The organism is Mesomycoplasma conjunctivae (genome assembly GCF_000026765.1).
GTDB lineage: Bacteria > Bacillota_I > Bacilli_A > Mycoplasmatales > Metamycoplasmataceae > Mesomycoplasma > Mesomycoplasma conjunctivae.
The window spans coordinates 581296-606483 of record NC_012806.1; the positions used below are offsets into that span (position 1 = coordinate 581296).

Consider the following 25188-nt stretch of genomic DNA (forward strand, 5'->3'; position numbering starts at 1 on the left):
TGATAGGAGAACCTAATGTTAAGGCACACTCGATGAGTGTCTAAATTTTCAATTATATAAAGGTATTTTTTGATTTTTAAAATCAAGGTAAGAATCAAGGTTTATTTTGAATATTTTTTTCTGTAAAAATGATTTAATACTTTTGATAAAAATATTTTTAGTATTTTTGAATAAAGGTTTTATAAAATCATCTTTACTTTGATTTAAATTTTGAGATTCTTGTACATTAGAAGAATTTTTAGCACTATAATTTATTAGCACCGGGTTAGCTTTAGTAGCCCCTGATATTGCTTGTTGCAATAATTCATCAATAGTGTAAGTATCTAAAAGACTAAGCAATTCTTCATCGCTAAAATATTTAGTTTTTTGAATTTTGTCTAGTTTAGCATCGAATTCTAATTGCCTAGCATATTGTTCTAATTCAATATCTAAAGCACTACGTTCTACACCAGGGTCATCTCACCCATCAGTTTTAAATAACTCATCAATGTTAATTGTAAAATCTCAATTTTGCGGTGAAAAAGAATTTTCTTTTTTCATTAATTTATTTCTTTCTTATAATTTGGTTTTGTTTGGTGATTATAGTTTGGTTAATTGTATTTTTTTAATAAAAAAAGGCATACTGTTAAATATGCCTTCTGTTAACAAAAGTTCCCTAATCTCCCACCTATTTTAAAGGAACCATACGATTTTTTTATATTTAGTTGGTTAAAATTTGTAATACTAATGAGTTATAATGATTTCTTTAACTTTTTATTAGATAGTGATTAAAACTAAAGATTAGTGGTTTAATAGATTTTCTTTAACTTTTTTATTATAATTATTATGAACAATGTGTTTAAACTTATAACTTTTTAAAACACACGCCTTTTTAAAAAATTATATAATAAGTGGGAGGTTAGGAAACTTTTGTCGATAAGGAGATAAAGAATGGACAAACTATACACTACTAAATACTGAAAATTATTAAGAAATGAAATCATTTCAGAACATCCTTTTTGTTCTAAATGTCAAAATACCTTTAATTTACAGGTTGACCACATTATAGAACATAAAGGTGATGAACAACTTTTTTATGATCGTAATAATTTACAAGTATTATGTATTAAATGCCACAGCTCAAAAACATCAGCTTTTAAATACTTATCAAAATATAAAAGAACAAATACCTTAATTGAAATTCTGTTAGACAAAGATGGGTTTTTAATTAATTCAGAATTTTTTGCTACTAGTGCCCACACTTATTTTAGCTGATATCCTTGAGATCAATATACTTTTAAAATAGCTGCGGATAGCCCGTTAACCTTAAATAACATATGATCCATTATTGAAATGCTAACTAACTTTTTCAAAATGAAAAAATTTTTAAGTTTAAATTTTGTGTACAACTTTGATGGTTCTTTTATCTCCGAATATTTTGCCTCTAGATTTAAATAGAGGTTTTTAGCGATATTCAGTTTTCAAAGATCTAGGATTTAAGACCCCATTTCTTTGAATGCTCTCATAAATTTGCTATGAAAATCAAATTTACACCAAAAAAATCAGCCTCAAAAAAATGAGAAAAAACAATAATTTGCTAACTATTGTTTTTTGTTTAATAGAATAATTTGTTGCAATTTTTTTATCTTGTTGGCCAATTATATTAAACCTGTTTGAGCTAATATGTCTAATTTCTTTGACAATTTCAAGGAAACCAACATGAAAATTTCCGGCAATTCCCACTTTTAATTTTGATGTCTTAGCTAAAATATGCAAAGTTTTCATTGCAGGTTGACTAATTAAAAGTGAGAGTAAACTATGGTGTTGTGTTAATCAAATTGAGTGATAATTTAACTTTTCAGCTAATTTAGCATACTCATAACTGTAATTAATAGTTGAAGTATAGTCCAAATTTTTGCTTAGTAAATTATTACTAAATAAAAAAACGTACATAATTATTTGTTTAAAAATGTACGTTTTTCATAAATTATTTTTTAATTAAATAGGTATCTACAAAAGCTTTTCTAATATTTTTGTTTGCCAATTTATTTGCAACTAATCTTGGATCATTGAATATTGCAAAACCTTTGAGAATAAATTTGGTTTCAGAATCATTAGTTTCTGCATCAAAACCTAATTTATTTCAATTCAATGAGTTTTCTAATTGAAAGTCAGTTAGATTTTGCATCTTAGGTGAATGAGGAGATACTAAGTCAAAGCTAAGTTTAATTTGTGAAAGTGATGATTCTATAGTATTACTTCGTGAATCATATGAATTGCTAGTTTGTAGTGAAAGTTCAATACTTGCTTTAGTTTTTACAATTGAAATCAACAATATCTCATTATCACGTAAACCTCCATTATGACTTGAAGGATCTTTTTGATTTAACGATTGTAGAAATAAATTTGAATCAACTTCTATAGAAGTGGTAGTATTGTTTCCACTAAATGCTCTAGTTAAAATATCTTCTTTAGTATTATTTAAATTAAGTGAAGGAGATTTTTTATTATTACCTTTATTATCAAGCAAATTAAAATATGCCTGTGTGTTATCACCGTTGAGGTGTTTTTTAACTTCTTCATATAAAGGGCCTGAAATAATAAGTGCTTTTGATGTTTTTTGATTTTTCAGTGTTGTATCAACACCAATAACATAAGAAACACCATTATTTTTGGTAGCAATTTCTTTGCCTTCCATTGTAGATTGTTTAGCATTTGCTTGCAATTTATCCACTCTTTGAATAAAGATTCCATTGGTACCAGTAGCATCACTTAAAAGATAATATTTTTTATAATCTTTTAATTTATTCAAACTAAAAGCTAAATAAGCAACTCCTGTATCAAGTGTTAAAGGAGATTTGGACTGTGTTTTTGTATATAATTTGCTAGCAGCTTCCTTTTCTTTTTGCATATCATCACTTTGTGTTGAAGCCGCTTTTAACTTAGCAAAAGGATCAATGGCACTAAATTGATCAAGATCAATTTTTTTAGAAAGTACTAAACCACGTTTTGTTACTTGTGCATCATCAATATTAAATTCAAGATCACCACGGTTGACTCCGCGAATATCAATGTTGGACATTGTATCTTTAGTTTTATCAACAATTCCACTTCTGCCGTCTAGGAAAAAGTCAACATTATATTGTTGAGCAACATTGTATGCTAGATTATCAGGAGCAACATTATTAATAATTAAATGAGCATTTGCAACCATTTTGCCATCTTTGTGCGCACTTATTTGAATAGCTGGCGCATTAAATGAATAATCTATTACTTCTAGTTTTAAACTAATTTGCTCATCTGCAAACAATTTAGCAGTATTTGCTTTTGTCAATAAATTAACTATTTGTCGAGAAATTGAGCCTTCTGGAAAAATTGTAGTTAATTTTTCAAGATTAATATTTGTTAATTTTTTAGATTCTTCAATTAATTTTTGGCTCTCTTGAGAAGTAATTTGACTTCCGTTGTTTAATAAATAGCTATCTTTGATTAGTGAACTAATTTGCTCTGCGCTTAAAGTTGTCAATTTCAAACTATCAATGAGATTTTGCAGTGCTTTTTTAACACTTGATTGGAAAACTAAAGCTTGATTTTTGTCTTGTGGTAAACTAAAGTTAGTCTTTTGTTGACCAAGAGCACTAAACAATTTCTCTTCATAAGTGTTGTTTGCAATTTTGACATCTATACTATAATCGGTTTTAATTTTAGTTTTTCCTTCATTAGTTTTTAAACTAAAATTAAGACTAATTGCACCTTTGGCTTTTAATTCTGCTAGTCTATCTTTGATACTTGGATCAAAAGTAATATTTTTAATTTCAAATTTTTGATTATTTATCTTAATTGATAAAGCACGATTGTCAACAAAAGGTTTATCAAAATATTTAAATAATTCTGATGATTTAGAATCTGATTTTGAAAATGAAAAATAAGGTTTTTCCTCAGGTATATCAACCATTTTTTCAATTTCAGCATTAACATTTGAGAATTTAGTGCTCAATTCTGAAGCATTACTACTTTGACTAGCTACTATATAATCAATAAAAGTAGTGTTATCTTTTTTAAGTGCTTCTAGAAGATCTTGCTTAATTCTAAAGTGATCTTGAAATAGACTATTAAACTGTTTGGCAATATTGTCTCCAATTGCTTGTTTATTAGTTAAATTTTCAACTTTTAAATTCAAGGTTTTTACAACTTTTTGTTGACCATCAACAAGTTGGAATTCAATGATTAACTCACCTGTTTCATCATTAGATTTTACAAATTTAATTTGAGGTGTTTGTTGTGTTTGAGTTTGAGTTGCCACAACACCTTGAGTAACTGGTACTAATTGGAAACCTGGATTTAAAACTGTTGGTAAGCCAATTTGGTCCAGTAAATTAAAATGTGCATTGAGTTGAAAAAGTGTTTTACTAAATGCTAAACTAACATTTTTGAGCTCTGAATAATTTTTAGTAAATTCTGCTTCTAATAATTCTTTGTAGTCACTAGGTAAGACAAAACCTTTAATTTCGGCTTTGATAGTTGAGTTACTACTAATATCAAAAGTTGTTGCACTTTGACTACTATTAGCAGCAAAATTTTTCAAATTAGTTTTATAACTATAATTGAGTTTCTCTTGCTTATTATAAGCATGAATAATGACATTTTCAATTGCATTTGTTGACAAACTAGCCTGTGATGTATCAATTGCAAGACTAAAACCTTTGCTAGTTAGTGATGAAAAATCAAAAGCTGAAAGCAGTGAAAAATCTTGTAATTTATCATTGTGAAGACTTAGAGCAGTCTCGGCTGATAAAAGATGAAAATTATCTTTAAATTTTAGATCATCAATTTCTTGTTTAAATTTATCATAGCTAATTTTGAGATTGTTAGCCAATTCAATGGTTTTTTGGGGACCAAGATTCCTATTAAATTTGCTATCATATGATTTTTGATAGTAGCTACGTCCAACAGGTATTGCAACAATCATTGTTAAAAGAGCAGTAGAAAGCGCTATTAAACCAACTAAAGTTTTTGTACTTTTTAAATTAAATTTCATTTTTCATCCTTTGTTCATTAGGCTTTTTTGCTCTCATCTTTGCTTATTAAAATTTTAAAAGACAAGCTTGAAAAAATAAGATCAGGTGCTGAACTTGTTTTGCTTTTTGGAGAAGCTAGAAAAATAGTTAATGATTTTTTATTAAAGTTAAATCTATCAGGCTCAACCAATTGGAAAACTAAAACTTGAAATTGTGGATAATTAGTTTTGAAAAATTTGATTAAATCATTACCACGTGCTCCAAGCGCACTTAATTTTTCAACATCGGTGTATTTTCCAAAATCACTTGGATTTAAAGGTTTGCTCTTATCAAAACTTGGATCTAATTTTTTCTCTAATCCTTCATAATCTTCTTCAGACAGTGTTACATTTCTAAATTCGCTAGGAATGCTAATAATTGCCTGGTCAAGTTGATTAATAATAGATTGATCTGGATTAGCTTGTTCATCTACTAAGTGAAGAATTATACTTTGTTTTGGAGTAGTAAATTCTGCCTTATCAATAAGATTGTCAGCATTTTTGTAACCAATTCGGTAATAATAATCAAGCTTTATAGCTTTTGATTTTTGGGTCTCACCTTTGTCATTTTTTATTTCAATTCTCGGTTTATTTGCAAAATATGTTTCAGAACTAAAGCTTTTATCTTCTTCAAAGATAATTTCTGAGCTTAATTTACTATCAATTTTGCTAAATGCTTGGAAATATTGCAATTGTTGTGCTTTGTAGTAAAAAGCTAAAATGACATCTTCAAAGGTTTCTAACTTCTTAAATTTTTCAAAAATTTTAATATTTTCTTGTGTGTTTTTAATATTACCAAAAATTTCTTTACCTTGATTATCTACATTTATAGTAGATTTCTCAGTTACTAATTTAAATCTGTTTTGATCTGTTTTACTACTATCACTAACAGTTAATCTACCATTGCTATCAATAAATTTATTAAAGTATTGACCTTGAATATCCTTGTCAGTTAAAGTTTGATCTAAAGTTTTTAAATCAATTTTGGATGCAAAATCTAAATTTTTTGAATCAAAATCATGTGGTAAAAATAGTGTTGAAAAATAACCTTGATTCAAGATATTTAAGTATTGACTATTAAAAGATATTTCATAAATTTCTTTGCTTAAAGTAGGGCTTAGCTTAATTTTTTTAGCATTTTCTAAAATTTTATTTGGATCAGATAAATCAATTTTTTCAAATTTATCTACTAATTTTAAAGCTTTAACAATTTCTAATAATTTGCTAACAACTGCCTTTTTACCTTGTTTTACAAGATGTGCATAAAATGCTGCAACAGCAGAAGGATTGTGGAAAAACTTACCACTATTTAGTGATGCAACTCCATATTGACGAGCATATGAGCTTGTATCAACTGTAAAATTATCTTGAAAATCTTGACTACTTGGAAAATCAACATCTCCTGTTCAAGCACCAACTTTATAATCAGTGTTATCGAAATTGTAAGCATAAAGAACTGGATTTGAGATTATATCTTTTAATTTAGTATAATTTTTCTCTTTTAATAGTTTATCAAATTCTTCAACTGTAAGTCGTTTGTTTGGTGAGTCTTTAAAAATTCCAAAAAGTTCTTTTTCTTGTAAAAGATTTGCTTGAGAAGTAAAAAATGGAAGTGGATCTAAATTATAGTAATACTGTTTTGTTAAATCAGCAATTACTGGTTCTGCCTTTGTGGCAGCTTTTTCAAGTTTTTCTGCTTTAAAGCCGCTGATATTAAAAGTTACTTGTTTTGATTTTACTATTTTATTTTTGTTAAATTGATCACCATAAAATGCTCCTGTTGCACTTATAGTTGCTGGAATTTCGACTACATGTTGGTCATCTTTGACAACAACTTTTGCTTGACTGCCATCAAAACTGTAATCTAGACCTTCAATTGTCATACCAGCTTTTACAAAAGGAGTAAGTGTTTCTCCATAATCAAAATCTAGTGGTTTTGCTAACAAGGAATTTAAATAATCTTTGATTTTAAGAGGATTTTGAGAATCTTTAGTTGATGCAATAATATTAACTTTGTTTAAAAAATCATAAGCCGATAACTGTGCAATATCATCGGCTTGTGTTGTCTGTGCTGTTTCAGCAGATTTAAAATTTTGGCTTACCAAATTCGCCAAATTGATTTGTTGAAATGTTTGATCTGCAGCAAAATAAGCTTGATTATTACTTTGATTTTTAGTTAATTTAATAGCTTCAATTTTAAATTTTGATGTATCAATATTACTTAATTTGGATTTAGCAGCATCACTATATTGAATTTTTACATAAATGGTAGGCTCACCATTAATCAAATCTACATATTGACTTGTAGCTGGATTTTTGTATAGCTCAAAATCATAAATGTTTGTTCCATCACCTAGTTTGTTAAGTGAATCGTCTTGCAAACTAGAAAAAATAGTATCAAAATTAGTAAAATATTTTTTAACTTGTGCAAGTGCTTGGCTAGCATTTTTGCTATTGTCATTTATGTCGACATAAAAATCTTGTGCCCGAAGCAGAGCTGGAAACTTATTCTCTTTTTTTGTTTTGTCAAATTGAGAGATGCTATTTGGATTTAAACTTGATAAACTAGTAAAAACTTTTGCTGAAAAGTCATTAAAATATATTTGTGAAAAATCAGCAACAAAAATTGTGGTTTTATAAATATCAGAGCTTGCTATCCTTCCATTGTCAAATTTTTGCTCAACAGCGTATTTTAGTTCAAAGTTTTTCTCACTATCGTTTGCGGATAAATCTTTAATGACAAAATGAGGTTTGCTCAAATCATTTGTGTCATAATTGATTAGACTTAATTCTTCATTTTGTGATTTAGAGTAAAACTTAATTAGTTCGTTTAAATTAACATCTTCTTTTAAGTTGTTTGATTGATCAAATAATTTAGCTTTTAAATTGTCATAATTAGAATCAATTGAAAAACTATTTGAATCAAAAGTAACATTTGCGACTTTCGAAGCAACTGCTCTTACTTCTTTTTGTGGATCATCACCGTTATATTTAGCTAATGTTGATAAACCAACTACTAAAGCGAAAGTAGAAATACTTATTGCAGCCGCGCTTATACCAACAACGAATTTTCTATTATACTTTTTCATAGAAAAATCAGTTTGATTACCTTTCATTAAAATATTAAAATTTAAAAAAACTTTTGTGAAGATAATTATATGATGAAAAAAAAAAAAAAAAACATTTTGGTATAAATTTACTATGTAAATCAAATTTATACCAAAAAAAATCAGCATCAAAAAAATGAAAAAAACAATAATTTGCTAACTATTGTTTTGTTGTCTAATAAAATAATTTGTTGCAATTTCTTTATCTTGTTGGCCAATTATATTGAACCTGTTTGAGCTAATATGTCTAATTTCTTTGACAATTTCAAGGAAACCAACATGAAAATCTGGTTGACAAAATAAGAATAATTGCTCTTTTTCTTCTTCACTGAAATTAATATGTAAAATTCCTGGATATTTTTGTTTTCCTTTTTGATCAACAAAATAAATAATGTAAACACCACTATTAGGCTTAATTACATTTTCATCTCAAATAAAGTAAAATTCTTCATTACATGAAATTTCGATTAAGTAATTTGAGGACAAATATTTGTTTAATTGCTCAAATTGACCAAAAAGAAGATAGTTTTTCAATAATGTTGTTGATAATTTTATATTTTGCTCAATTCTATAAAAGTCAATAATATGAGTATTATTAAATACTTCTTTTAAACGCTTTGCATCTCAAGATCCCATTTTACCAAAGCGATAATTTTTACCAACAATAAAGCCTGAAGCCCCTAGATTTATCAACTCGCTTATAAATTTGTTCCCACTAAGGTTAGCAAGATAATCATCAAACTTGAGCATCAAAATATTTTTTATGCCATTATTAGCTATTGTCTGTAAACGAGCGTTGAGATTTGAAAAAATTTTTCCTCGATTTTTTGGTAAGTCTTGAGGATTGGAAAAAATAACTAAAACTATTGTTTTGTTATTTTTAGGTGCTTGATTTATTAATGATAAATGACCTTGATGGAATGATTCAAAAGCTCCAAGAACAAAAGTTGCATCCTCAAAACGATGGTTTTTTAAAGGAAAGGTGAAAATTTTAGTCATCTTCAATAATTTTTAAATCAACCAATTTATAGTAAACTCCATCTTCATTGACATCTAATGCAATATCTTTAGCAACTGCTTTTAATTCTTCAATTGCGTTGTCCATGGCAACACCCAAGCCGACATTTGCTATCATTTCTACATCATTTCTACTATCACCAAAGGCAATTATTTCTTCAGTTGAGATACCTTTTTGTGATGCTAAATATTTAAGAGTGACAAATTTATTAACGTTTTTAGGTGCTACAAAAAAACCTCATGATCAACGCGAACTCACATGGACATCTAAGTTGTTGTTTTTAATAAATTCTTCAAATTCAAATTGTAATGGACTTTTTTCTGCAAAATCATCAATTACTGTAAATATGTGAACATTGCTAGAAAAAGTATATTCAGAAATTAATTTCATTCTATCTTGATAATTGCGCAAAAAACCTTGATGTTTTGAATCATATTGTGGATGATAAATAAAGTTGTCATCCATAACAACATATTTAGTTCGTTTTTGTTCAAAAAAATCAATAATTTTTTGAAGATCACTATGATTTATGAACTTTTCATAAATCATTTTTTTTAACTTCATATCATAAATAAAGGCGCCGTTAGCCCCAATAAAATAATCAACATTTTCGGTTTTAATCATTTGCCCTATTGTCACAAAATCCCTACCAGTAACTAAAGAAGTAACAATTTTTTTATCTCTTAGTTTGATAAACATTTTTTTGATATTATCTGATAATTCGTACTTTCCATAAGGAAGAATAGTATCATCAATATCTGTTGCTACAAATCTAATTTTTTTCATTGTGCTCCACATCATATATTATTTTCTTAATTTTATTTCCAAAAAGTTTCGATGAAAATAAAACATTATTAGCAATTGCACCAATTCCTATAATTTTACCATCATAAATAATAATTTTTTCACCTGAAGATGTAAAAAAAGGTATTTTATATCCTTGAAAAATTTTTTTTAGTTCAGAAAAATTAATTTTTACTATTTCCTTGTTAATTAAATTAATTGGATTTATTTCTAAATCTAAAAAAGTTTTATCCAAATGCGCAATTTTTGTCCGCTCAAGACCTGACATAATAGCACCACTTTTAAGCATAAAACCTAAATCATGAATTAGTGATCTAATGTAGGTTCCTCTCGAGACTACTCAGCGAACTTTTCCACTTTGATTTTGGTAATCAAAATCAAGGAGTTCTCAATCAAAAATTTTAATTGGGATATCTTTTAATTCAATATTTTTTTGTTGTTGTGCAAGCGAATATGCTCTAACACCATTGAGCTTTTTAGCAGAGAAAATCGGGGGTTTTTGTACTTGGATTACTGCTAGATTAGCTAAAGCTAATAATAAAGCTTCTTTATCAACTTTTTTAGCGCCCAAATAATTGCTTATTTGACCTTCAATATCATAAGTAGTTGAAATTTTACCAAAATAAAAATCAGCTATATATTCTTTTTCACCTTTGTCTATATATTCAATTAATTTGGTATCATCATCAGTAGCAATTAACATCAAACCACGAGCAAGTGGATCTAATGTCCCTGTGTGACCTATTTTTTGTATCTTATTATCTTTAGCAAATCTAGTAATAAATTTAAAAGAGCTAATACCACTTGGCTTATACAAAAGCTTAATCATAAAAACCTCCTTTTAAAAAAAAAAAAAAATCAACTTTCTAGTTGATTAATATCTAATAATATCTATATTGTGGTGCGCAAGAAGGGACTTGAACCCTTACGCCGTAAAGCACTAGAGCCTAAATCTAGCGTGTCTGCCAATTTCACCACTCGCGCGCACAATAAAATTTAAACTAAAAATACCAATAATGGTGCCACCTATAGGAATCGAACCTACGACCTTTCGCTTACAAGGCGACTGCTCTGCCGAACTGAGCTAAGGTGGCAATGGTGGAAGATGAGGGGCTCGAACCCCCGACCTTCGCCTTGTAAGGGCGTTGCTCTCCCAACTGAGCTAATCTTCCTAAAAACTGGTGACCCGTACGGGGATCGAACCCGTGAATCCATGGATGAAAACCATGTGTGTTAACCGCTTCACCAACGGGCCAAATGGCGCCGATTGCGGGGATCGAACCTGCGACCAACTGGTTAACAGCCAGCTGCTCTACCGCTGAGCTAAATCGGCATAATAAAGTTAATTGCAATATATTATTATACACTAAAATTAACTTTAAAGACATTTTTTATTTATTTTTTATTTTCTATCATTTATTGCATTAAATGATAGAACTTTTTTATCTTTGTAAAATCCACAAAATACACAAACATGGTGTTGTTGCCTTTTATTTGAACAATTTGAACATGTTACAATATTTGGCATACTTAATGAATCATGTGTTCTTCTTTTGTGTTTTCTTTGTTTAGAAGTCTTACGTTTAGGAACTATCGCCATTATTTACCTCCTTATTTGTGTTTTTTGTTTCAATACTTGCTTAATTATACTATAAATATTGTTTTTTAGTTAAATTTTTGCAAAAAATTATTTCAAACTTCTAGAAAAGTACTTTCAAAGGTAATTTTGAATGTAACTTTTTGTTGTGAATTTATTATAGCACTATCCTTAATATTTATAGCAAAAAAACCAGGTATTTTTTTAACTTCTTCTACAAAATATTCAATTGATTGTTTTTCTTGTAAACTAATTGTTACATCACGAATTACTAAAGATTGATTATTATAATTATTAAATTTAAAAGAATAATTTAATAACTTTTCTATTATTGTTAAATTAATTTCACAATATGTTGCCTCTGCAAATTTAAATTGAGGATGTGGTTGGCCAATTCAACCTACTAATTGTTTGTCTATGTAAATTAATGCAGATTTGCCAGGATGTAAATATTTTTGTGCTCTTAAAAATTTAAATTCAAGATTAAAAATATTTAACAAGATATTTTTAATATCAAAAAAGTCAAACTCAGTTGAAGCTAAAACCAAACTTTGTTGTTCTTCAGAAATCATCGCAATTTCAAAAAAGCTTAGTGAACTAATTTTTCTTTTTTGATTATAAATAAGAGCTGCTGAAGCACTAATAGCCAATGAATGGCGAATTTGAATAAGATCTTGTGATAAAAAAGTAGCAAGTTGAGTAGTTTGTAAATCAAAAGGGTTAAACTCGTTACTATTTTTATCTGTCAAAGTAAATGTGTTAATTTCTGCAAAACCTAGGGCAACAATTTGTGATTTTAGTTGGCTGATAAAATCATTTTTGTTGACAATAAAAGGTTTTTGTGCTTGAAGATAACTAGTTATATTATTATAGCCATAAAAGCGCATAAATTCTTCAACTAAATCTTCAAAAATATTGACATCATAACGGTAGAAAGGTGGTATAAAAGCTTCATTTTTATAAACAAAACCTAAAATTTGCATGTTTGTAATGCTTTGTTGATATCTTTTCTCATCTAGCTTGTGACCAATAAATTCTTCAAGCTTAGTTTTACTAAAATTGATTAATTTTTCTTGATGCAAATATTCAAAATTAATTGGTTGAGAAATCTCCTTGATATAGTTATTTAAAACAATATGAGCTAAAAGTTGGCTTCCCTGACTAAGATTTTTAGAAGATTGATTAGCACTTTGATTTTGAATTTTTAATTCCTTCATACTTTGTCTAATTAATGATGAATCAAAATTGGCAATCTCAAAAACTAAATCTTTATTGGTTGTTACTTTCAATTCTTCAATACCAATGATGCCAGCAAAACTTAAAGTTTTGTGATCGTCTCTGACAGCAAGAGCGGATATAACATCGACGGCTTTGTTACCAAAAATATTAGCTTTTTGATTGACAAGCTCTAGTTTTAGCATTCCTTGAATATCGCTTTTATTATAAACATGACAAGGTTGACCACTATAAAGGAGAACAAAATTGGTTAAATCAACTGGGGAATAAAAAATTTTAATGCCTGATTTTAGTATTAAAAGCAAATCGTTAATTTTTAAATTATCAACAACTTTTGCTTCAACACCTGATAGTTTTCCATAATTATTATCTAAAAATTTAACATCTGAGATAAAACCACTAGTTTTAAAATCTGGTAAGCTGTATTTTTGACCAAAATAGGCAGCTAGTTCGTTTGCCATAATTAAATATGAATTAGCATCAGATCTGTTTGTTAGAATTTTAATATCTACTAAATAGTCATCAAGTTCAAAAATATCAAGTGGGTCTGAATTTAAATCGACTTCTTCATCAAAAACAAAAATTCCGCCTTGAAGCTCGTGTGGTATCAAATTTTCATCAAAGCCAAGCTCATTTAAGGAGACTAGCATTCCCTCAGAAACAATATTTTGCATTTTCTTGGCAGCAAAAGTAATATCCCCGCTTTTAGAACCAGGAACAAAAGCCATTATATATTTACCAGCAACAACATTTTTAGCTCGGGTTTGAATAATTCTTTCCTTATCATTGAAGATAATTTTGCAAACTTGAAGATTATCGGCATCAGGGTTTGGATAGACCTGCAAAACCTTCCCAAATTTAATACCACTAACTTGATTTAGTTTTTTAGTAGATTCAACTTCGAAACCTAAATCATTAATAGCTTGAAAAATTTTTTCATCTGCAATAGTTTGTAAATTAGCTAATTTTTTAAGTCTTGTTAGTGAAAAAATCATTTCTTACCTACCTAAATTGTTTTAAAAAGCGAAGATCATTTTTATATAACTCACGAATGTCGCTAATATTATATTTGATCATTGCAAGTCTTTCAATACCAATACCACCGGCAAAGCCACGCATTTTATTATCATAACCAGCCAAAGTTAAAACTTGTGGATGAAGCATTCCACAACCTAAAATTTCAATTCAGCGATTATTGTAAAAAATATCTACCTCTAATGATGGTTCTGTAAAAGGGAAAAAAGAAGGACGAAAGCGTGTTTGAACATCTTGTTCAAAAACATAATTCAAAAGCGATTTAATTGTTGCCATTAAATTAGCAATTGATAAACAATTATCAACAGCAACAAAATCTAATTGTTGAAATTGATGTGAATGTGTCGCATCTTCTTCATCATTGCGATAAACTTTACCAATAGTAAATTGTCCAAAAGCAAGGTTTTTATTTTTTTCCAACTCAAGAGCACTAACACCAGTATTATGAGTACGTAAAAGTAAATTAGCATTGATATATAAACTATCATGCATTTCTCTTGCAGGGTGGTTTTTCGGAATATTTAAGCGTGTAAAATTATACTCATCACTGACAATTTCACTTGCTTTTGCTTCATAGTAACCATTTGCTACAAATCAATTGCGGATAGAATTACTAATAAGGGTTAATGGGTGTAGTTGTCCAAAAGTAGTGTTTTTAAAAGAGGAAATATCAAGTCATTGATTAGCTATTTTTAAATCTTGCTCTTTTTGTTCTAGTTGTTTCAAGGCATTGCTAAAAAATGAATTAGCTTCTTCTTTTAGTTGACTAATTTGTTTGCCAAGTTGTTTTTTTTCTTCTTGATTCGCACTTTTAATTTTATTTTGCAACTCTGCTAAATAGCTATTTTTACCAAAAAAAGAATTTTTTGCCAACTTCAAATCTTCTAAGTTGTTAATAACTAGATTAGCAAAAAACTGTTTAACATCCATGATTTTACACCCCTTATATTTTTTCAACATTATACCAAAATTATCTTAATTTACAAGTTTTTAGACAAGTATTTTAGTCACAAAATATTTATAATAAAATAAAAAACCTCCATTTTCAATCTTGAAGGTTTTTATCTTTATAAAATAGTTCTAAATTGTTTGGGTTTCTTGAATCTCGCTACTATCATCAATTTCTACTAATTTATCAAATTCTTTGAAAAGATCATATTTTTCAACTTTTTTTATTAAATAGTAGTTAATAATTGGGAAGAATAAAAATATAATCAATTGGAAAATAAAGATTCCAAAGTTTCCAGAGTTTGTTAAATATAAACCATTGTCAGCTAAAATTCCAGCTGAAGAAGGAGCAAATGGTTTGAGATCAATCTCACTAATTATTGTATAAACAAAAGCAAAAATAGTAACACCAATGATAATATTTGCAAAAATACTTGATACTCAAAAGAGAATATCATTTATTCTTGTTTTTGGGTTAGATAAAGTTTTTCGTCTATTTGCATAAACAATCATAATTGCCATGTAAAGACCGAAGAAAATAAGTGAAGGGAAGTTAGACATAGAATCAGCAATAACATCACTTCCTCGTTTATATACTAATTCCCCTCCAGCTTCTAGTGATTCTCTAGTTGGTAATCAGGCAGCTAGGGAAGGAACATAAATAATAATTGCTCAGAAAATAAAAACTGCAATGATGTAAAAAATAGTTGCTTTAGTTTGACCAAATTTAGCTTTTAATGATTTAGCTCCAAAAACAGAGTTAAATGCAACTAGATCACGAATTTGGTTAATATAAATAGCATTGAAAGAGTTATTTACCCCTAATGTTGAGATTAATAAAAATAGTGCAACAAAAATTCCAATACCCTTAGCTGCTTCTTTTGGAAATACATCTCGTATTAAATCAAGGATATTTCCTTTATTGTGAAGTGCTGAAGATAATCCAATTAATGTATAAACAACAACAATTAAAATCATTGAAGCAACAATAATTAAAGGAACACGTTTGTTAGCGTTTTTAACCTTGTTATGCAAGGATCCAACAGATAAAAATGAATCATAAGCAAACAAAACCGCTGGCAATGCAATAACAACTTTTTTAAAATCAAAAGGGTGAGAAGCTATAAATTCTTTTACAAAAGTGCTCTGACCCCCGTCATTGAAAGTATTTGGAAGAATAATACCAGCTAATAAAGAAATAATTAGCGGAACAAATTTGAGTATTGTTGTGATTAAAGCAATATATCCTGAGGTATAAATAGATATAAAGTTTAATACCACAAAAAACACTAAATAAGCTAAACCAATTAATAAATGAGCATAAAATGGTATAGAAATAGACTTACCAGAAGCTTCAGAAATAAAGTAAATCGTTACCTCTGAGGCAATAATAGATAGTAGTAAACCTAAAATTGATAAGTAGTAAAATGAATAATTGAAAAGTATAAAATAACCTCATTTTTTACCCTTGATACGGTATGCTCAGCTGGCAAGACCGTTTAGTTTGCTAGGTTTTAGAAAACTAATTTCTGAGTAATTAATAGCAGCAAATAAGGAGATAATACCACCAATTATTCACGCTAATAATCACGCAATACCATTAGAATCTGTTGCTCGAGCAATACTTCCATTTTTAAAGAAGATACCAACTCCTACAACAGATCCTATTAGCATAGCTGATGCAGCAAAAAAACCAAGTTTTCTGGCAGACTTACTAGACATAATAAGTAGAAATCCTTTCTTTTAAATAATAATAAACTATATAATTATTGCACAATTTTATTTTTTTTGATAAAAATTTTTAAAACATTAAATTAGAAAAGAAAAAAACCTTTATTAAAAATAATAAAAGTTTTTGATATTGTAAATTTTAGTCTTCAAAAGATATGGGGCAGATGACGGGGATCGAACCCGCGAATGTCGGAACCACAACCCGATGCGTTAGCCACTTCGCCACATCTGCCAATTAACATAAATATTTTAACATTTTTTTTAAAAATTAAAACAATTATGTTTTCTTTTTTTACTTCTGAGTCCAAAATAGAAACTCAACACTAGTTGTGTTGAGTAATTGTTTTATTTTGAATAAGTCTCAATAAGTGAATCAAAAAGTGATTTTCCTTCGCTTTGACTTTCAGATTTGTCAAAAATTGATAATGATCTAAAAATAGTCTCGGAATCTTTATTATTTTTGCTACCTAATAAAATAGCTGGAAAAGGATTAGAAGTTGTCTGAGATTGTGTTATTGTAACGGTGGGGGTTGAAGTAGAGCTTGATGTAGAGCTAATTTCTAGTTTTTCTTTTTCAACTTTGTTATTAGAAATAGCTGCAGTTTCTACAATAACTTTGTTACTTTTAGCATCAATTTGATTAGAGATAATAAAGGTAGTATAGTCATTTGTATCTTGACTGACTGGATAGATACCTAAAATTTGAACTTTATCTTGTTGAGCAGGATCAAATAGTTTATTCATTAAAATATTCTCACCAACAGTCTCTGAGGTAAGCCCAATAACTCACAAGTCTTGTGAGGTGGTACCACTTTCACTTTTGAGTGCTGCAAATTTTTGAAGCTCATTTTGACTGTTTGCTTCAATAGTTGTACCTTTGGCTAGTTTTTGAATAAAAATGGAATTGGTTTTATTAGGCTGAACACCTTTTTGCTCACTTGATAAAATGATTTTTGCTTTACCAGCTTGCAAATCATTTTTTTGTGAAAACGCAAGCGCAAATGAAGCTGCACTACCATAATCAAAACTATTTTCTTTATCTTTAGTAGCACTTTTGTTTTGTAGAACAAGTTGGATGCCATCTAAGCTAACACCACTAACTAAAGGTGTATGAATAAAGTTAATAGCTTGATTGCTTTCAGAATTTACAAATTGGGCATTTGGATTGATAATTGATCTTAAAGCACTAACTTGCTGTAAATCAGATCTAAAAGTATTACCATCTTGTTTATATTCAAGACCACTTGCTGCTTCAAAGAAAACTTTTGCATTGTTAGCTTTGGCACTATAGAGGGCTTCGCTGGAGCTTGCAAAACCAATAATTGTAATATCACGACTAGCAACAATTTCATTATCCTCATTTACAATTGTAATAGCAATTGTTAATTTATGACTTGTATTATCAAAGTTTAATTTATATCTAACAACATTATTTTTTAATTGTTTTTGATTAATAATATTATTTAATCTACTAAAAATTTGAGCTAAGATTTCTTCTGGTTTTTCATTGACAGCTTGCTGTGCTAAAGTGTTTGAAGATTGACTATTTGTTGCATCACTAGTGTTGTTTTGTTGGCTAGATTGTGCTGGAGCAGTTGGGGTGGTAGTTTGAGCTTGGCTGTCTCCTGAAGTTGGAGTGCCTTGAGTTTGAGATTGCCCTGCGCTTGTAGTATCTTGAGATGTAGTGCTTGGAGCACCTTGAGATGTCGAACTAGTAGTTGCTGAGTCGGCATCGGAAGATGAAGGTTTTTGTTGTTTATTAAAAGGTAGTATTAATGTATCAGCAAAGATTTTTTTAATTCAGAAAATAATTGCACTTTGACTGCTAAGAGTATCATATGTAGAATTGTCTTCAAGGTTGATTACTTCATATCCTTTATTAATGCTTTTGTTTTCAACATATGAGTAAAAAGCAGCATTAATATTTTTCAGCGAGTTAATAATATCTTGTCCATCAATGTGACTTTTATCTGATTTTACTATAAAAAAGTCATTATTGCCAACTACGATATCCAAGTAATCTTGTGTAAAGTTTTCAAATACTTTAAAAATAAAATCAAATTGATAAAGAGGTTTGGGATTTGAAATCTCAGCTTGAAGTGTTTGTGCTCCTTGTTGTAAATTAGCATCTTCTTGATTATCATAGATAACATTAACACTGAGTTCGATTTCACTTTTTTTATCTAAGCTTAAATTAGTGGTTTTGACACTAACTTCAAATTTTGGATCTAGACCATTAAAATATTTTTGAAGTTCGCTAAAGTCAAAAAAATCACTAATATCCCTTTTATTACGGAAAAATTCTGAAATACTCATTCGACTTAGAGTAATTTCTGCCTGTTTTTCTGGTTTGAGTTTTAAAATTTTTCTATCTAAACCGTTTAAGAGATTTGCAAATTGTTTAGTTGCTTGTTTGTAGGAGACTAAATTGTTTACTGGTAAGTAAAAACTAGTAATTTGTTTTTTGTTACTATCTAATAAAACAAACTGAAGAGAAATGCTACCATCTTCTTGGCTAAAATCTTTAAATTTGATTTTACCATTTTCATCTTTGGCAAAATCTAAGCTAGTAAGTTGTGGAAAATTAATAAAATTACCATTTTGATCAACTAGTTTGATAACCCCAAATTTATTAATAGTTTGCAATGCGTTTTGATTTGCAGTGTTTTGATAGTAATTATTTATATCATCAATAAAAAATTGAGCAGATGCTAGTTTATCAAAGTTTTCTTGACGAATGCTAAAGCTAGATTTTTCTTCATCAACAATAAAATTATTAAAACTAGCATCTTGATCACTTTGGCCTTCAAAACCTTCAATATTAGATACTAAATTATAAGTTTTACGACTTTGAAAATCATGGGCTGTAAAAAGTACATTAACAATTTTATTGTCTTCAACTCTTGTTGTTTGAGACGCATTAGTTACATCCGATTGATTTAAAACATTAGCAATAATTTTTAAGTTTGGATACTTTTTATTAACTTCACTAAGATTAAAAAGATCTATCAATTTAAAGGTAAAAGTGGGATTCTTTGCCAAATTTAACACTTGAAAAGCAGAATATTTTTTATAGTCATCAATAATTTTTAAGTCAGCAATTTCTTTAGCAAAATCTTCATTGCTAATTTTAATACCTTCTTGATTTAACTCTTGGACAACATTTTGTGACTCATCTAATAAATCACTTCTTTGTTTCAAAAAAGATTTATAAGCAAAATATGATCCTGTAATTACTATTCCTGCAAAAATAAGTCCAGAAGCTAGAATTAAAAGTGGACGAGCATTTGATTGTTTTCTTTTAATAGTTGTTTTTTTCATAATTTAATCCTATCTCTTAGATTATTTTGTTCTTGTAACTTTTACAGGATCTGGAGCAACTTGAACTGTAAAAATTAATGGGAAAATACCTTTGATTGATGTTGAAGAAGCATCGCTTGGAGAACTAGTTGTTGAAGGTTGAGTTGCTGCTGGAGCCCCTGAAGCCTGAGTTTGTCCACCTGAAGCCCCTGGAGCTGCAGTACCTCCTGCTCCTTGATTAGGTTGTTGAGCAGAAGTTGAACTTGAAGCTCCGGCACCTCCACCCCCAGCTGACTGAACAGTTGGTGCTCTATTAATATCTATAATTTGTTTATAATCTTCTTCGCTGACAGAAACTACCTCAAATCTAATTTGATTTTGATTTAAAGCATTAGTTGAGTGACCATTTTCTGGATAAGTTAGTGCAAATCCTTTTAATAGTGGGTAGACACTCATAAATTCTCTAAGTCCAAAAACTTCTTTGAACAATGTAGCAACTTCTTTGGCATCATCTTTTTTAGTAGAATCGAATTTTTCCTTAAATTTCTCAAGTGTTAATTTTGTTTCTAATTGCTTTGCAAATGAAGGAAAATTAAGCACAACACTGTTTGCTAAATTTTGCTTTTCTAAATTTTGACGATTTAATGAAGATACTTGTAATTCAAGCTTTTGTGGCTTAGTTTGGAAAGCAATTTTACTATTATCGCTGTTAAAGAAAACAAAATAATAACCTATTTTGATTATCTCATTAGTTGAAGAAGTTGTAGGGGTACTACTTGAAGCGGGAGCAGCTGGAGAAGGAGCAGGAGCAGCTGGAGCTGGAGCTGGAGTTGGAGCTGGAACTGCAGGTGTACTAGGTGCAGGATTTTGACTAGCATTGCTGCTACTTCCACTGGAGTTATCTAATTCTTGTGTTTCATCTAAATTATAAAATTGAATTTGATATTTTAGACCTTGAGCAAAATTATCAAACAAATCTACAGAATGACTATTTTTGTCACTCTCACCATAAACTGTAAAAAAGATTTTTGTAAAATCATCAATAGATGAAATGCTATCTTGAGATGAAATATAAGTAATCAGAGGGTCTAAACTTGAGAGTGAAAAAGTATCTTCAAGCTTTCTAATCCCTTCAATTAACTTCTCTTTTAAAGTTTTATCTGTACTTGATCCAGTTGAATTAGAAGGCTGTTGTGAGTTAGTTTGACTATTTTGTTGAACTTCAGATTCACTAGTTTTTGCATCAGTATTCTCAGAAGCTTTTTTCAAATCTAAAAGTACCAAAATATGATCTAAATAAAGTTTTGCAACTTCTTGCCCTAGTGCAATAATTTTTTGGCTAAATTGACTAAATTCTTTATCAGTTCTAAAAAGTGGTTTAGTTAAACTACCATCAGCTTGTAAAGTTGGTAGAAGAGTTTGTTTTAGAAAATCATTGATGCTTGGTAATTGATAGTTTGAAATTCAAGCATTTAAAAGTTCAAGTTCACTAAATTTATAGTTGAATTTGTTTCTATCAGTGATTAATTGAAAAAGTTGATCATTTTTCTTAGTTTCTAATAATGATAATATTTCTGCTTTTGCAACTGCTTCTCTTGCTTTTAAGACAACTGAGGTATCTGAATTTTGAGTTTCTCTTTGATAACTAATTTGGGGAATTAAATTTTTGTTTTTTTCAATAGATTGACCATTGAGAAGTGAATCAGAATTTTTGAAATGTCTAATAAATATTTCAACTAATTTTTCTGGTACTCTTGGATCTGTTTTATAAGTAATTTTTAAAGGTACTTTGATAAAAGATGATTCTTCATCTGTGCCTATTCTAATATCATTTGGTAACAAATAGTAGTCAAAACGTTTACGAACTTGTGGAGCTAAAAATGGTTGTTGACTAAAATCAATTTCTAAAGGTTGATTTAAAAAAGATAATAAATGTTTTTTAGCTTTTTCAGGAGAGTTGAGGATACCTTTATCATATTTTATTAATTTATAAACATCTAGAATATCTTTATCTAAAATATCAACTTTTTGATCTTCAGTTGCTGCATCTGTAGTCTGATCAGTTGGAGCTGAATTACCAGCGGCTTGCAAAGTTTGTGCTGCTTGACCATTTTGAGTAGTTTTTGCTAAGTAATATTGCTCTTTAGTTGGAGAATTAATGGTTACTTTGCTAATAAATTCTTGTGTACTAATAAAAGCTGGTTTTCTAGTTTTGTTGTCTAAAAGGCGGAAACTAATAGTTTTGGTTAAATTAGTATCAAAAGTTTGTGGTAATTCACTCTTAGCTTGTTCACTAAAGGAAATTTTAGCAAAAACATTGAAAATATCAGCATTTTCTTCATTAGTTTCTACTCAAATATTCTTATCATCAGATTTACCTATTTGTAATAACTCAATTTGGTATGGATGAATAAATTTTCCTTTGTATTTGATAGCAAAGTTGCTATTTTTAAGTGCACTATTTAAAATATTTTTTAAGTTAAAATAGGTATTAATTTTCTCAATTGCATCATCAGATGTTACTGTTTTTGGGTCATTAACAAAAGTTGCAAAATCGTTTGCTAAAATTTCTGCTGCTACATTTTGACTAGCATTATCACTTGATTTTTGATAAGGTTGAATAGAAGCTAATGCAATTTGAGTTGCCTCAACAAAATTGGAAAGAAAAAAAGCAGAACTTGCATCAATTGCAACACTTATTTTTTGAATTTTAGTTTTAATTTCTTTGCTGCCATTAAAAATGCTTAAATAAAATTCAACATCAAAGTGCTGTTTATCATCATTTGGCTCCACTTTGGTATATGTAAGTTGGATTTCTTTTGGAATTTCAAAATTTACTAATTGATTTGATTTTAGGATTTGCAAATTAAAAAATTGACTTGCTTGTTTTAAATCATTAATTTCATTTCACTCTTGTTTTAATGAAGCGTAATTAGAAAAAGGAGTTATTTTACTTGAATGAAAGCTGACATTGCGAATTTTTTCTAATGTTGAGTTGAGAAAATCAATGTTTTTTTGGTAATCATTATTTTTTTTGTATGCTAACCCATAAGCAATTCCAATAGAACCACCTAAAATTGAACCTGTAATTAAAAAAGTTAATATCGAGGTTATTAAGATACTTTTTTTACCTCTAGCTTGTTTTTTTTGTTTCATTGTTTTATTAAACTCTCCATTTTTATATACAAGAAAAGCAAAAATATACAAATTTTGCTTTGCATTGTTTTAAATATTACTACCATAATTTTACTACACTGTATGCTTTTTAGTTATTTTTTAACTAAAAAAATAAAAACCAACTTGACAACTTGGTTTTTACTTTTGTGAATTAACTATTTTATTCTATTAGTAAGAATTTTACCAACAATTGCACCATCATTAGCAGCAGTTACTATTTGGCGAATGTCTTTTGCAACTACGTCCCCAACTCCATAAATTCCTTTTTGAGCAGTTTCGTTGAATTTATCAACCATCAAAAAACCTTGAGAATTGAGAATATGCTTTTGTGATTCTAAAAATTTAGTTGCTGGCAAAAACCCAATGTAAGGAAAAAGTGAAGCTGTTGGAATAGAAAAAACTTCTCCTTTTTGCTCAACTACGATTTCTTGTAGTTCATCTTCACCTTTTAATTCAAGTGCTTTTGTTTCAAAATAAACTTTGACATTCTCTTTAGTCATTAATTCATCAACTAACATTGGCTCGGCAATAAATTGAGCATCTCTTACTAAAATATGAACTTCTGAAGCAATGGAAGCCAAGAAGGTTCCCTCTTCAACAGCGGAGTTTCCACCACCGATAATAACTGAAGGTTTTCCTTTATAAAAAGGACCATCACAAACTACACAGTAGGAAACACCTCTACCTTCAAAATCAAAGTAATTTTTAATATCAGCTGGTTTTCTCTCAACCATACCAGTTGCAACAACTACTGATTTTGCATAATAAACTTTTTCATCACTTGTGTAAACTAGATGTTCAAATTCACCTTTAGATTCGACTTTTGTTACATCTCCATACAAATGAGTAGTACCAAATTTTAAAGCATGTTTGTACATTCTAACTGCTAAATCAGCACCACCAATGCTCTCATCTCCTGGCCAGTTTTCAATTTTTGATTGACTCACTAATTTTCCACCAGGGGCTAGTTTTTCTAAAATTAAAACTTTTAAATTACCTCTTGAAGCATAAAGCGCAGTTGTAAGCCCAGCAGGGCCTGCACCAATAATAATAACATCATAAATTGTCTTCATTTTACTCCTTTTTTCCAAATTAATTTGTAACAGCTTGTTTTTGATTTCTACTTTGTTTAGCTTTTGGTTCTATAATAGCTTCGGGATTGCGAGTTCAACGATATCATGAAATACCTAAAAAAACTTCTTTTGATTTAGTATAGCGAGCAATTTTATTTAGTTTAAATTCTTTCTTTTTTAAATTTATATATAAGTGATAATCTGGGAAGAATTCAAAACGGATAAACAAAATAATTCCCATAATAATCATTAAAATTGCAATGATAAAATAGTAAAGATAGGCTTCTTGACGTAAATATTCCATTGATGCTCGAACTACCCCATAATAAACAATATAGAGTGCTCCAGTAGATCCTGGCTTGAGTCAAGAAAAAAGATTTAAAACCCAAACGATGACAATGTAACCAAAAATGGAAGTTAAAAATTCATAGAAAAATAAAGGAACTCTTAATTGACCATTTGGTGCAAAAGAGTCACGGATAAACATATTTTGTCTAATAAAGCTTCCAAGCCAGTCAACACTTGCTCCTGTAGGATCTAATTTTCCATAAACTTCGTGATTGGTAAAATTACCTCATCGCCCAATTGCTTGTCCAATCAAAACAGCTGGTAAAATGAAGCTAAATGCTTTCCGCCAATCAAATTCTCGCTGTTTGAAATAAGCATAAATTAAATTACCAACTGTTGGAAAAATAACTCCTCATTGAATTGACATTCCACCACTACGGATATTTCATCAAGTCTTTAAAATACTAAAATCACCAACGACTAAACGTTCTAAAATAAAGCCAAAACGCGCTCCAACAATTGAGCTTGGAATAGTAATTACAATTAGTCAAAACAAATAATCCATATTGTATTTTTCTCTTTTTCAAAAGAAAAAAATTGTGATTATTGAAGCTAACATTCCTAAAACAATCGTAAAGGCATAAATGGGAATTATATCTTTAATTATTCAGTAACTCTCACCCTCATTAAAAGGTCGCACTCCTATTAAATCTTTTGGTATTGAAGTTTCCATTTTTTTCTCCTTTATTATTGTTAATATTATTTTATCATTTTTCAAATTTTTTGTATTTATTAGTGCTGCTTTTTTATACAAATAATAATCAATAAAATTGCTATTT

At 28.9% G+C, this 25188-nt stretch carries 16 protein-coding genes and 6 tRNA genes; 1 reads left to right on the forward strand and 21 read right to left on the reverse strand.

Annotated features, from left to right (window positions below; all coding sequences use genetic code 4):
• Nucleotides 1-18: 18 nt before the first annotated feature.
• Nucleotides 19-540: a hypothetical protein gene (locus MCJ_RS02385; RefSeq protein ID WP_012751705.1), complete on the reverse strand. Its 522-nt coding sequence runs from the start codon at nucleotides 538-540 to the stop codon at nucleotides 19-21.
• Nucleotides 541-930: 390 nt separating this feature from the next.
• Here MCJ_RS02385 and MCJ_RS02390 point away from each other — a divergent pair, with 390 nt between their 5' ends.
• Nucleotides 931-1437 carry an HNH endonuclease signature motif containing protein gene (locus tag MCJ_RS02390; protein WP_041594530.1) on the forward strand — a complete coding sequence of 169 codons (507 nt, stop codon included), beginning with the start codon at nucleotides 931-933 and terminating at the stop codon, nucleotides 1435-1437.
• Between the two features lie 90 nt (nucleotides 1438-1527).
• Here the strand turns inward: MCJ_RS02390 and MCJ_RS02395 are convergent, their stop codons facing one another.
• The 20 genes from MCJ_RS02395 to MCJ_RS02490 all read right to left on the reverse strand — a co-directional run bounded on the left by MCJ_RS02395 (nucleotide 1528) and on the right by MCJ_RS02490 (nucleotide 25082).
• Nucleotides 1528-1932: an LLM class flavin-dependent oxidoreductase gene (locus MCJ_RS02395; RefSeq protein WP_041594531.1), complete on the reverse strand. Its 405-nt coding sequence runs from the start codon at nucleotides 1930-1932 to the stop codon at nucleotides 1528-1530.
• Nucleotides 1933-1966: 34 nt separating this feature from the next.
• On the reverse strand, nucleotides 1967-5017 hold the full coding sequence (locus MCJ_RS02400; protein ID WP_041594532.1) for a P110/LppT family adhesin N-terminal domain: 3051 nt from the start codon (nucleotides 5015-5017) through the stop codon (nucleotides 1967-1969).
• A gap of 17 nt (nucleotides 5018-5034) precedes the next feature.
• On the reverse strand, nucleotides 5035-8151 hold the full coding sequence (locus MCJ_RS02405) for a P97 family adhesin (protein ID WP_012751709.1): 3117 nt from the start codon (nucleotides 8149-8151) through the stop codon (nucleotides 5035-5037).
• Between the two features lie 147 nt (nucleotides 8152-8298).
• The gene (locus MCJ_RS02410; protein WP_012751710.1) at nucleotides 8299-9141 is read right to left on the reverse strand and encodes an FAD synthase; all 843 of its coding nucleotides are present in this window, start codon (nucleotides 9139-9141) and stop codon (nucleotides 8299-8301) included.
• Nucleotides 9134-9946 carry a YcsE-related riboflavin metabolism phosphatase gene (locus MCJ_RS02415; protein ID WP_012751711.1) on the reverse strand — a complete coding sequence of 271 codons (813 nt, stop codon included), beginning with the start codon at nucleotides 9944-9946 and terminating at the stop codon, nucleotides 9134-9136. The genes MCJ_RS02410 and MCJ_RS02415 overlap by 8 nt, the downstream gene beginning before the upstream one ends.
• The gene (locus MCJ_RS02420; protein WP_012751712.1) at nucleotides 9933-10793 is read right to left on the reverse strand and encodes a tRNA pseudouridine(55) synthase TruB; all 861 of its coding nucleotides are present in this window, start codon (nucleotides 10791-10793) and stop codon (nucleotides 9933-9935) included. Before MCJ_RS02420 ends, MCJ_RS02415 begins: the two co-directional genes overlap by 14 nt.
• Nucleotides 10794-10863: 70 nt before the next feature.
• A tRNA-Leu gene (locus tag MCJ_RS02425) sits at nucleotides 10864-10948 on the reverse strand.
• Nucleotides 10949-10981: 33 nt separating this feature from the next.
• A tRNA-Thr gene (locus MCJ_RS02430) sits at nucleotides 10982-11058 on the reverse strand.
• A 2-nt stretch (nucleotides 11059-11060) separates the two neighbouring features.
• Nucleotides 11061-11136 (reverse strand) — tRNA-Val (locus MCJ_RS02435).
• 7 nt (nucleotides 11137-11143) lie between these two features.
• Nucleotides 11144-11219 (reverse strand) — tRNA-Glu (locus MCJ_RS02440).
• A 3-nt stretch (nucleotides 11220-11222) separates the two neighbouring features.
• A tRNA-Asn gene (locus tag MCJ_RS02445) sits at nucleotides 11223-11297 on the reverse strand.
• A gap of 69 nt (nucleotides 11298-11366) precedes the next feature.
• A complete protein-coding gene (gene rpmF / locus MCJ_RS02450; protein WP_041594534.1) occupies nucleotides 11367-11564 on the reverse strand; it encodes a 50S ribosomal protein L32 in 198 nt (65 codons plus the stop codon).
• 65 nt (nucleotides 11565-11629) lie between these two features.
• The gene (locus MCJ_RS02455; protein WP_012751713.1) at nucleotides 11630-13792 is read right to left on the reverse strand and encodes a phenylalanine--tRNA ligase subunit beta; all 2163 of its coding nucleotides are present in this window, start codon (nucleotides 13790-13792) and stop codon (nucleotides 11630-11632) included.
• A 7-nt stretch (nucleotides 13793-13799) separates the two neighbouring features.
• Nucleotides 13800-14762 (reverse strand): phenylalanine--tRNA ligase subunit alpha, encoded by a 963-nt coding sequence (gene pheS / locus MCJ_RS02460; protein WP_012751714.1) that lies wholly within the window; start codon nucleotides 14760-14762, stop codon nucleotides 13800-13802.
• 150 nt (nucleotides 14763-14912) lie between these two features.
• Nucleotides 14913-16502 carry an APC family permease gene (locus MCJ_RS02465; protein WP_012751715.1) on the reverse strand — a complete coding sequence of 530 codons (1590 nt, stop codon included), beginning with the start codon at nucleotides 16500-16502 and terminating at the stop codon, nucleotides 14913-14915.
• A 165-nt stretch (nucleotides 16503-16667) separates the two neighbouring features.
• Nucleotides 16668-16743: transfer RNA gene (locus MCJ_RS02470), tRNA-His, on the reverse strand.
• A 113-nt stretch (nucleotides 16744-16856) separates the two neighbouring features.
• The gene (locus MCJ_RS02475; RefSeq protein WP_012751716.1) at nucleotides 16857-19832 is read right to left on the reverse strand and encodes a P110/LppT family adhesin N-terminal domain; all 2976 of its coding nucleotides are present in this window, start codon (nucleotides 19830-19832) and stop codon (nucleotides 16857-16859) included.
• A gap of 21 nt (nucleotides 19833-19853) precedes the next feature.
• Nucleotides 19854-22967 carry a P97 family adhesin gene (locus tag MCJ_RS03740; RefSeq protein WP_012751717.1) on the reverse strand — a complete coding sequence of 1038 codons (3114 nt, stop codon included), beginning with the start codon at nucleotides 22965-22967 and terminating at the stop codon, nucleotides 19854-19856.
• A 176-nt stretch (nucleotides 22968-23143) separates the two neighbouring features.
• Nucleotides 23144-24061, reverse strand: coding sequence for an NAD(P)/FAD-dependent oxidoreductase (locus MCJ_RS02485; protein ID WP_012751718.1), 918 nt, complete (start codon nucleotides 24059-24061; stop codon nucleotides 23144-23146).
• Nucleotides 24062-24080: 19 nt separating this feature from the next.
• Nucleotides 24081-25082, reverse strand: coding sequence for a prolipoprotein diacylglyceryl transferase (locus tag MCJ_RS02490; RefSeq protein ID WP_041594536.1), 1002 nt, complete (start codon nucleotides 25080-25082; stop codon nucleotides 24081-24083).
• Nucleotides 25083-25188 lie beyond the last annotated feature (106 nt).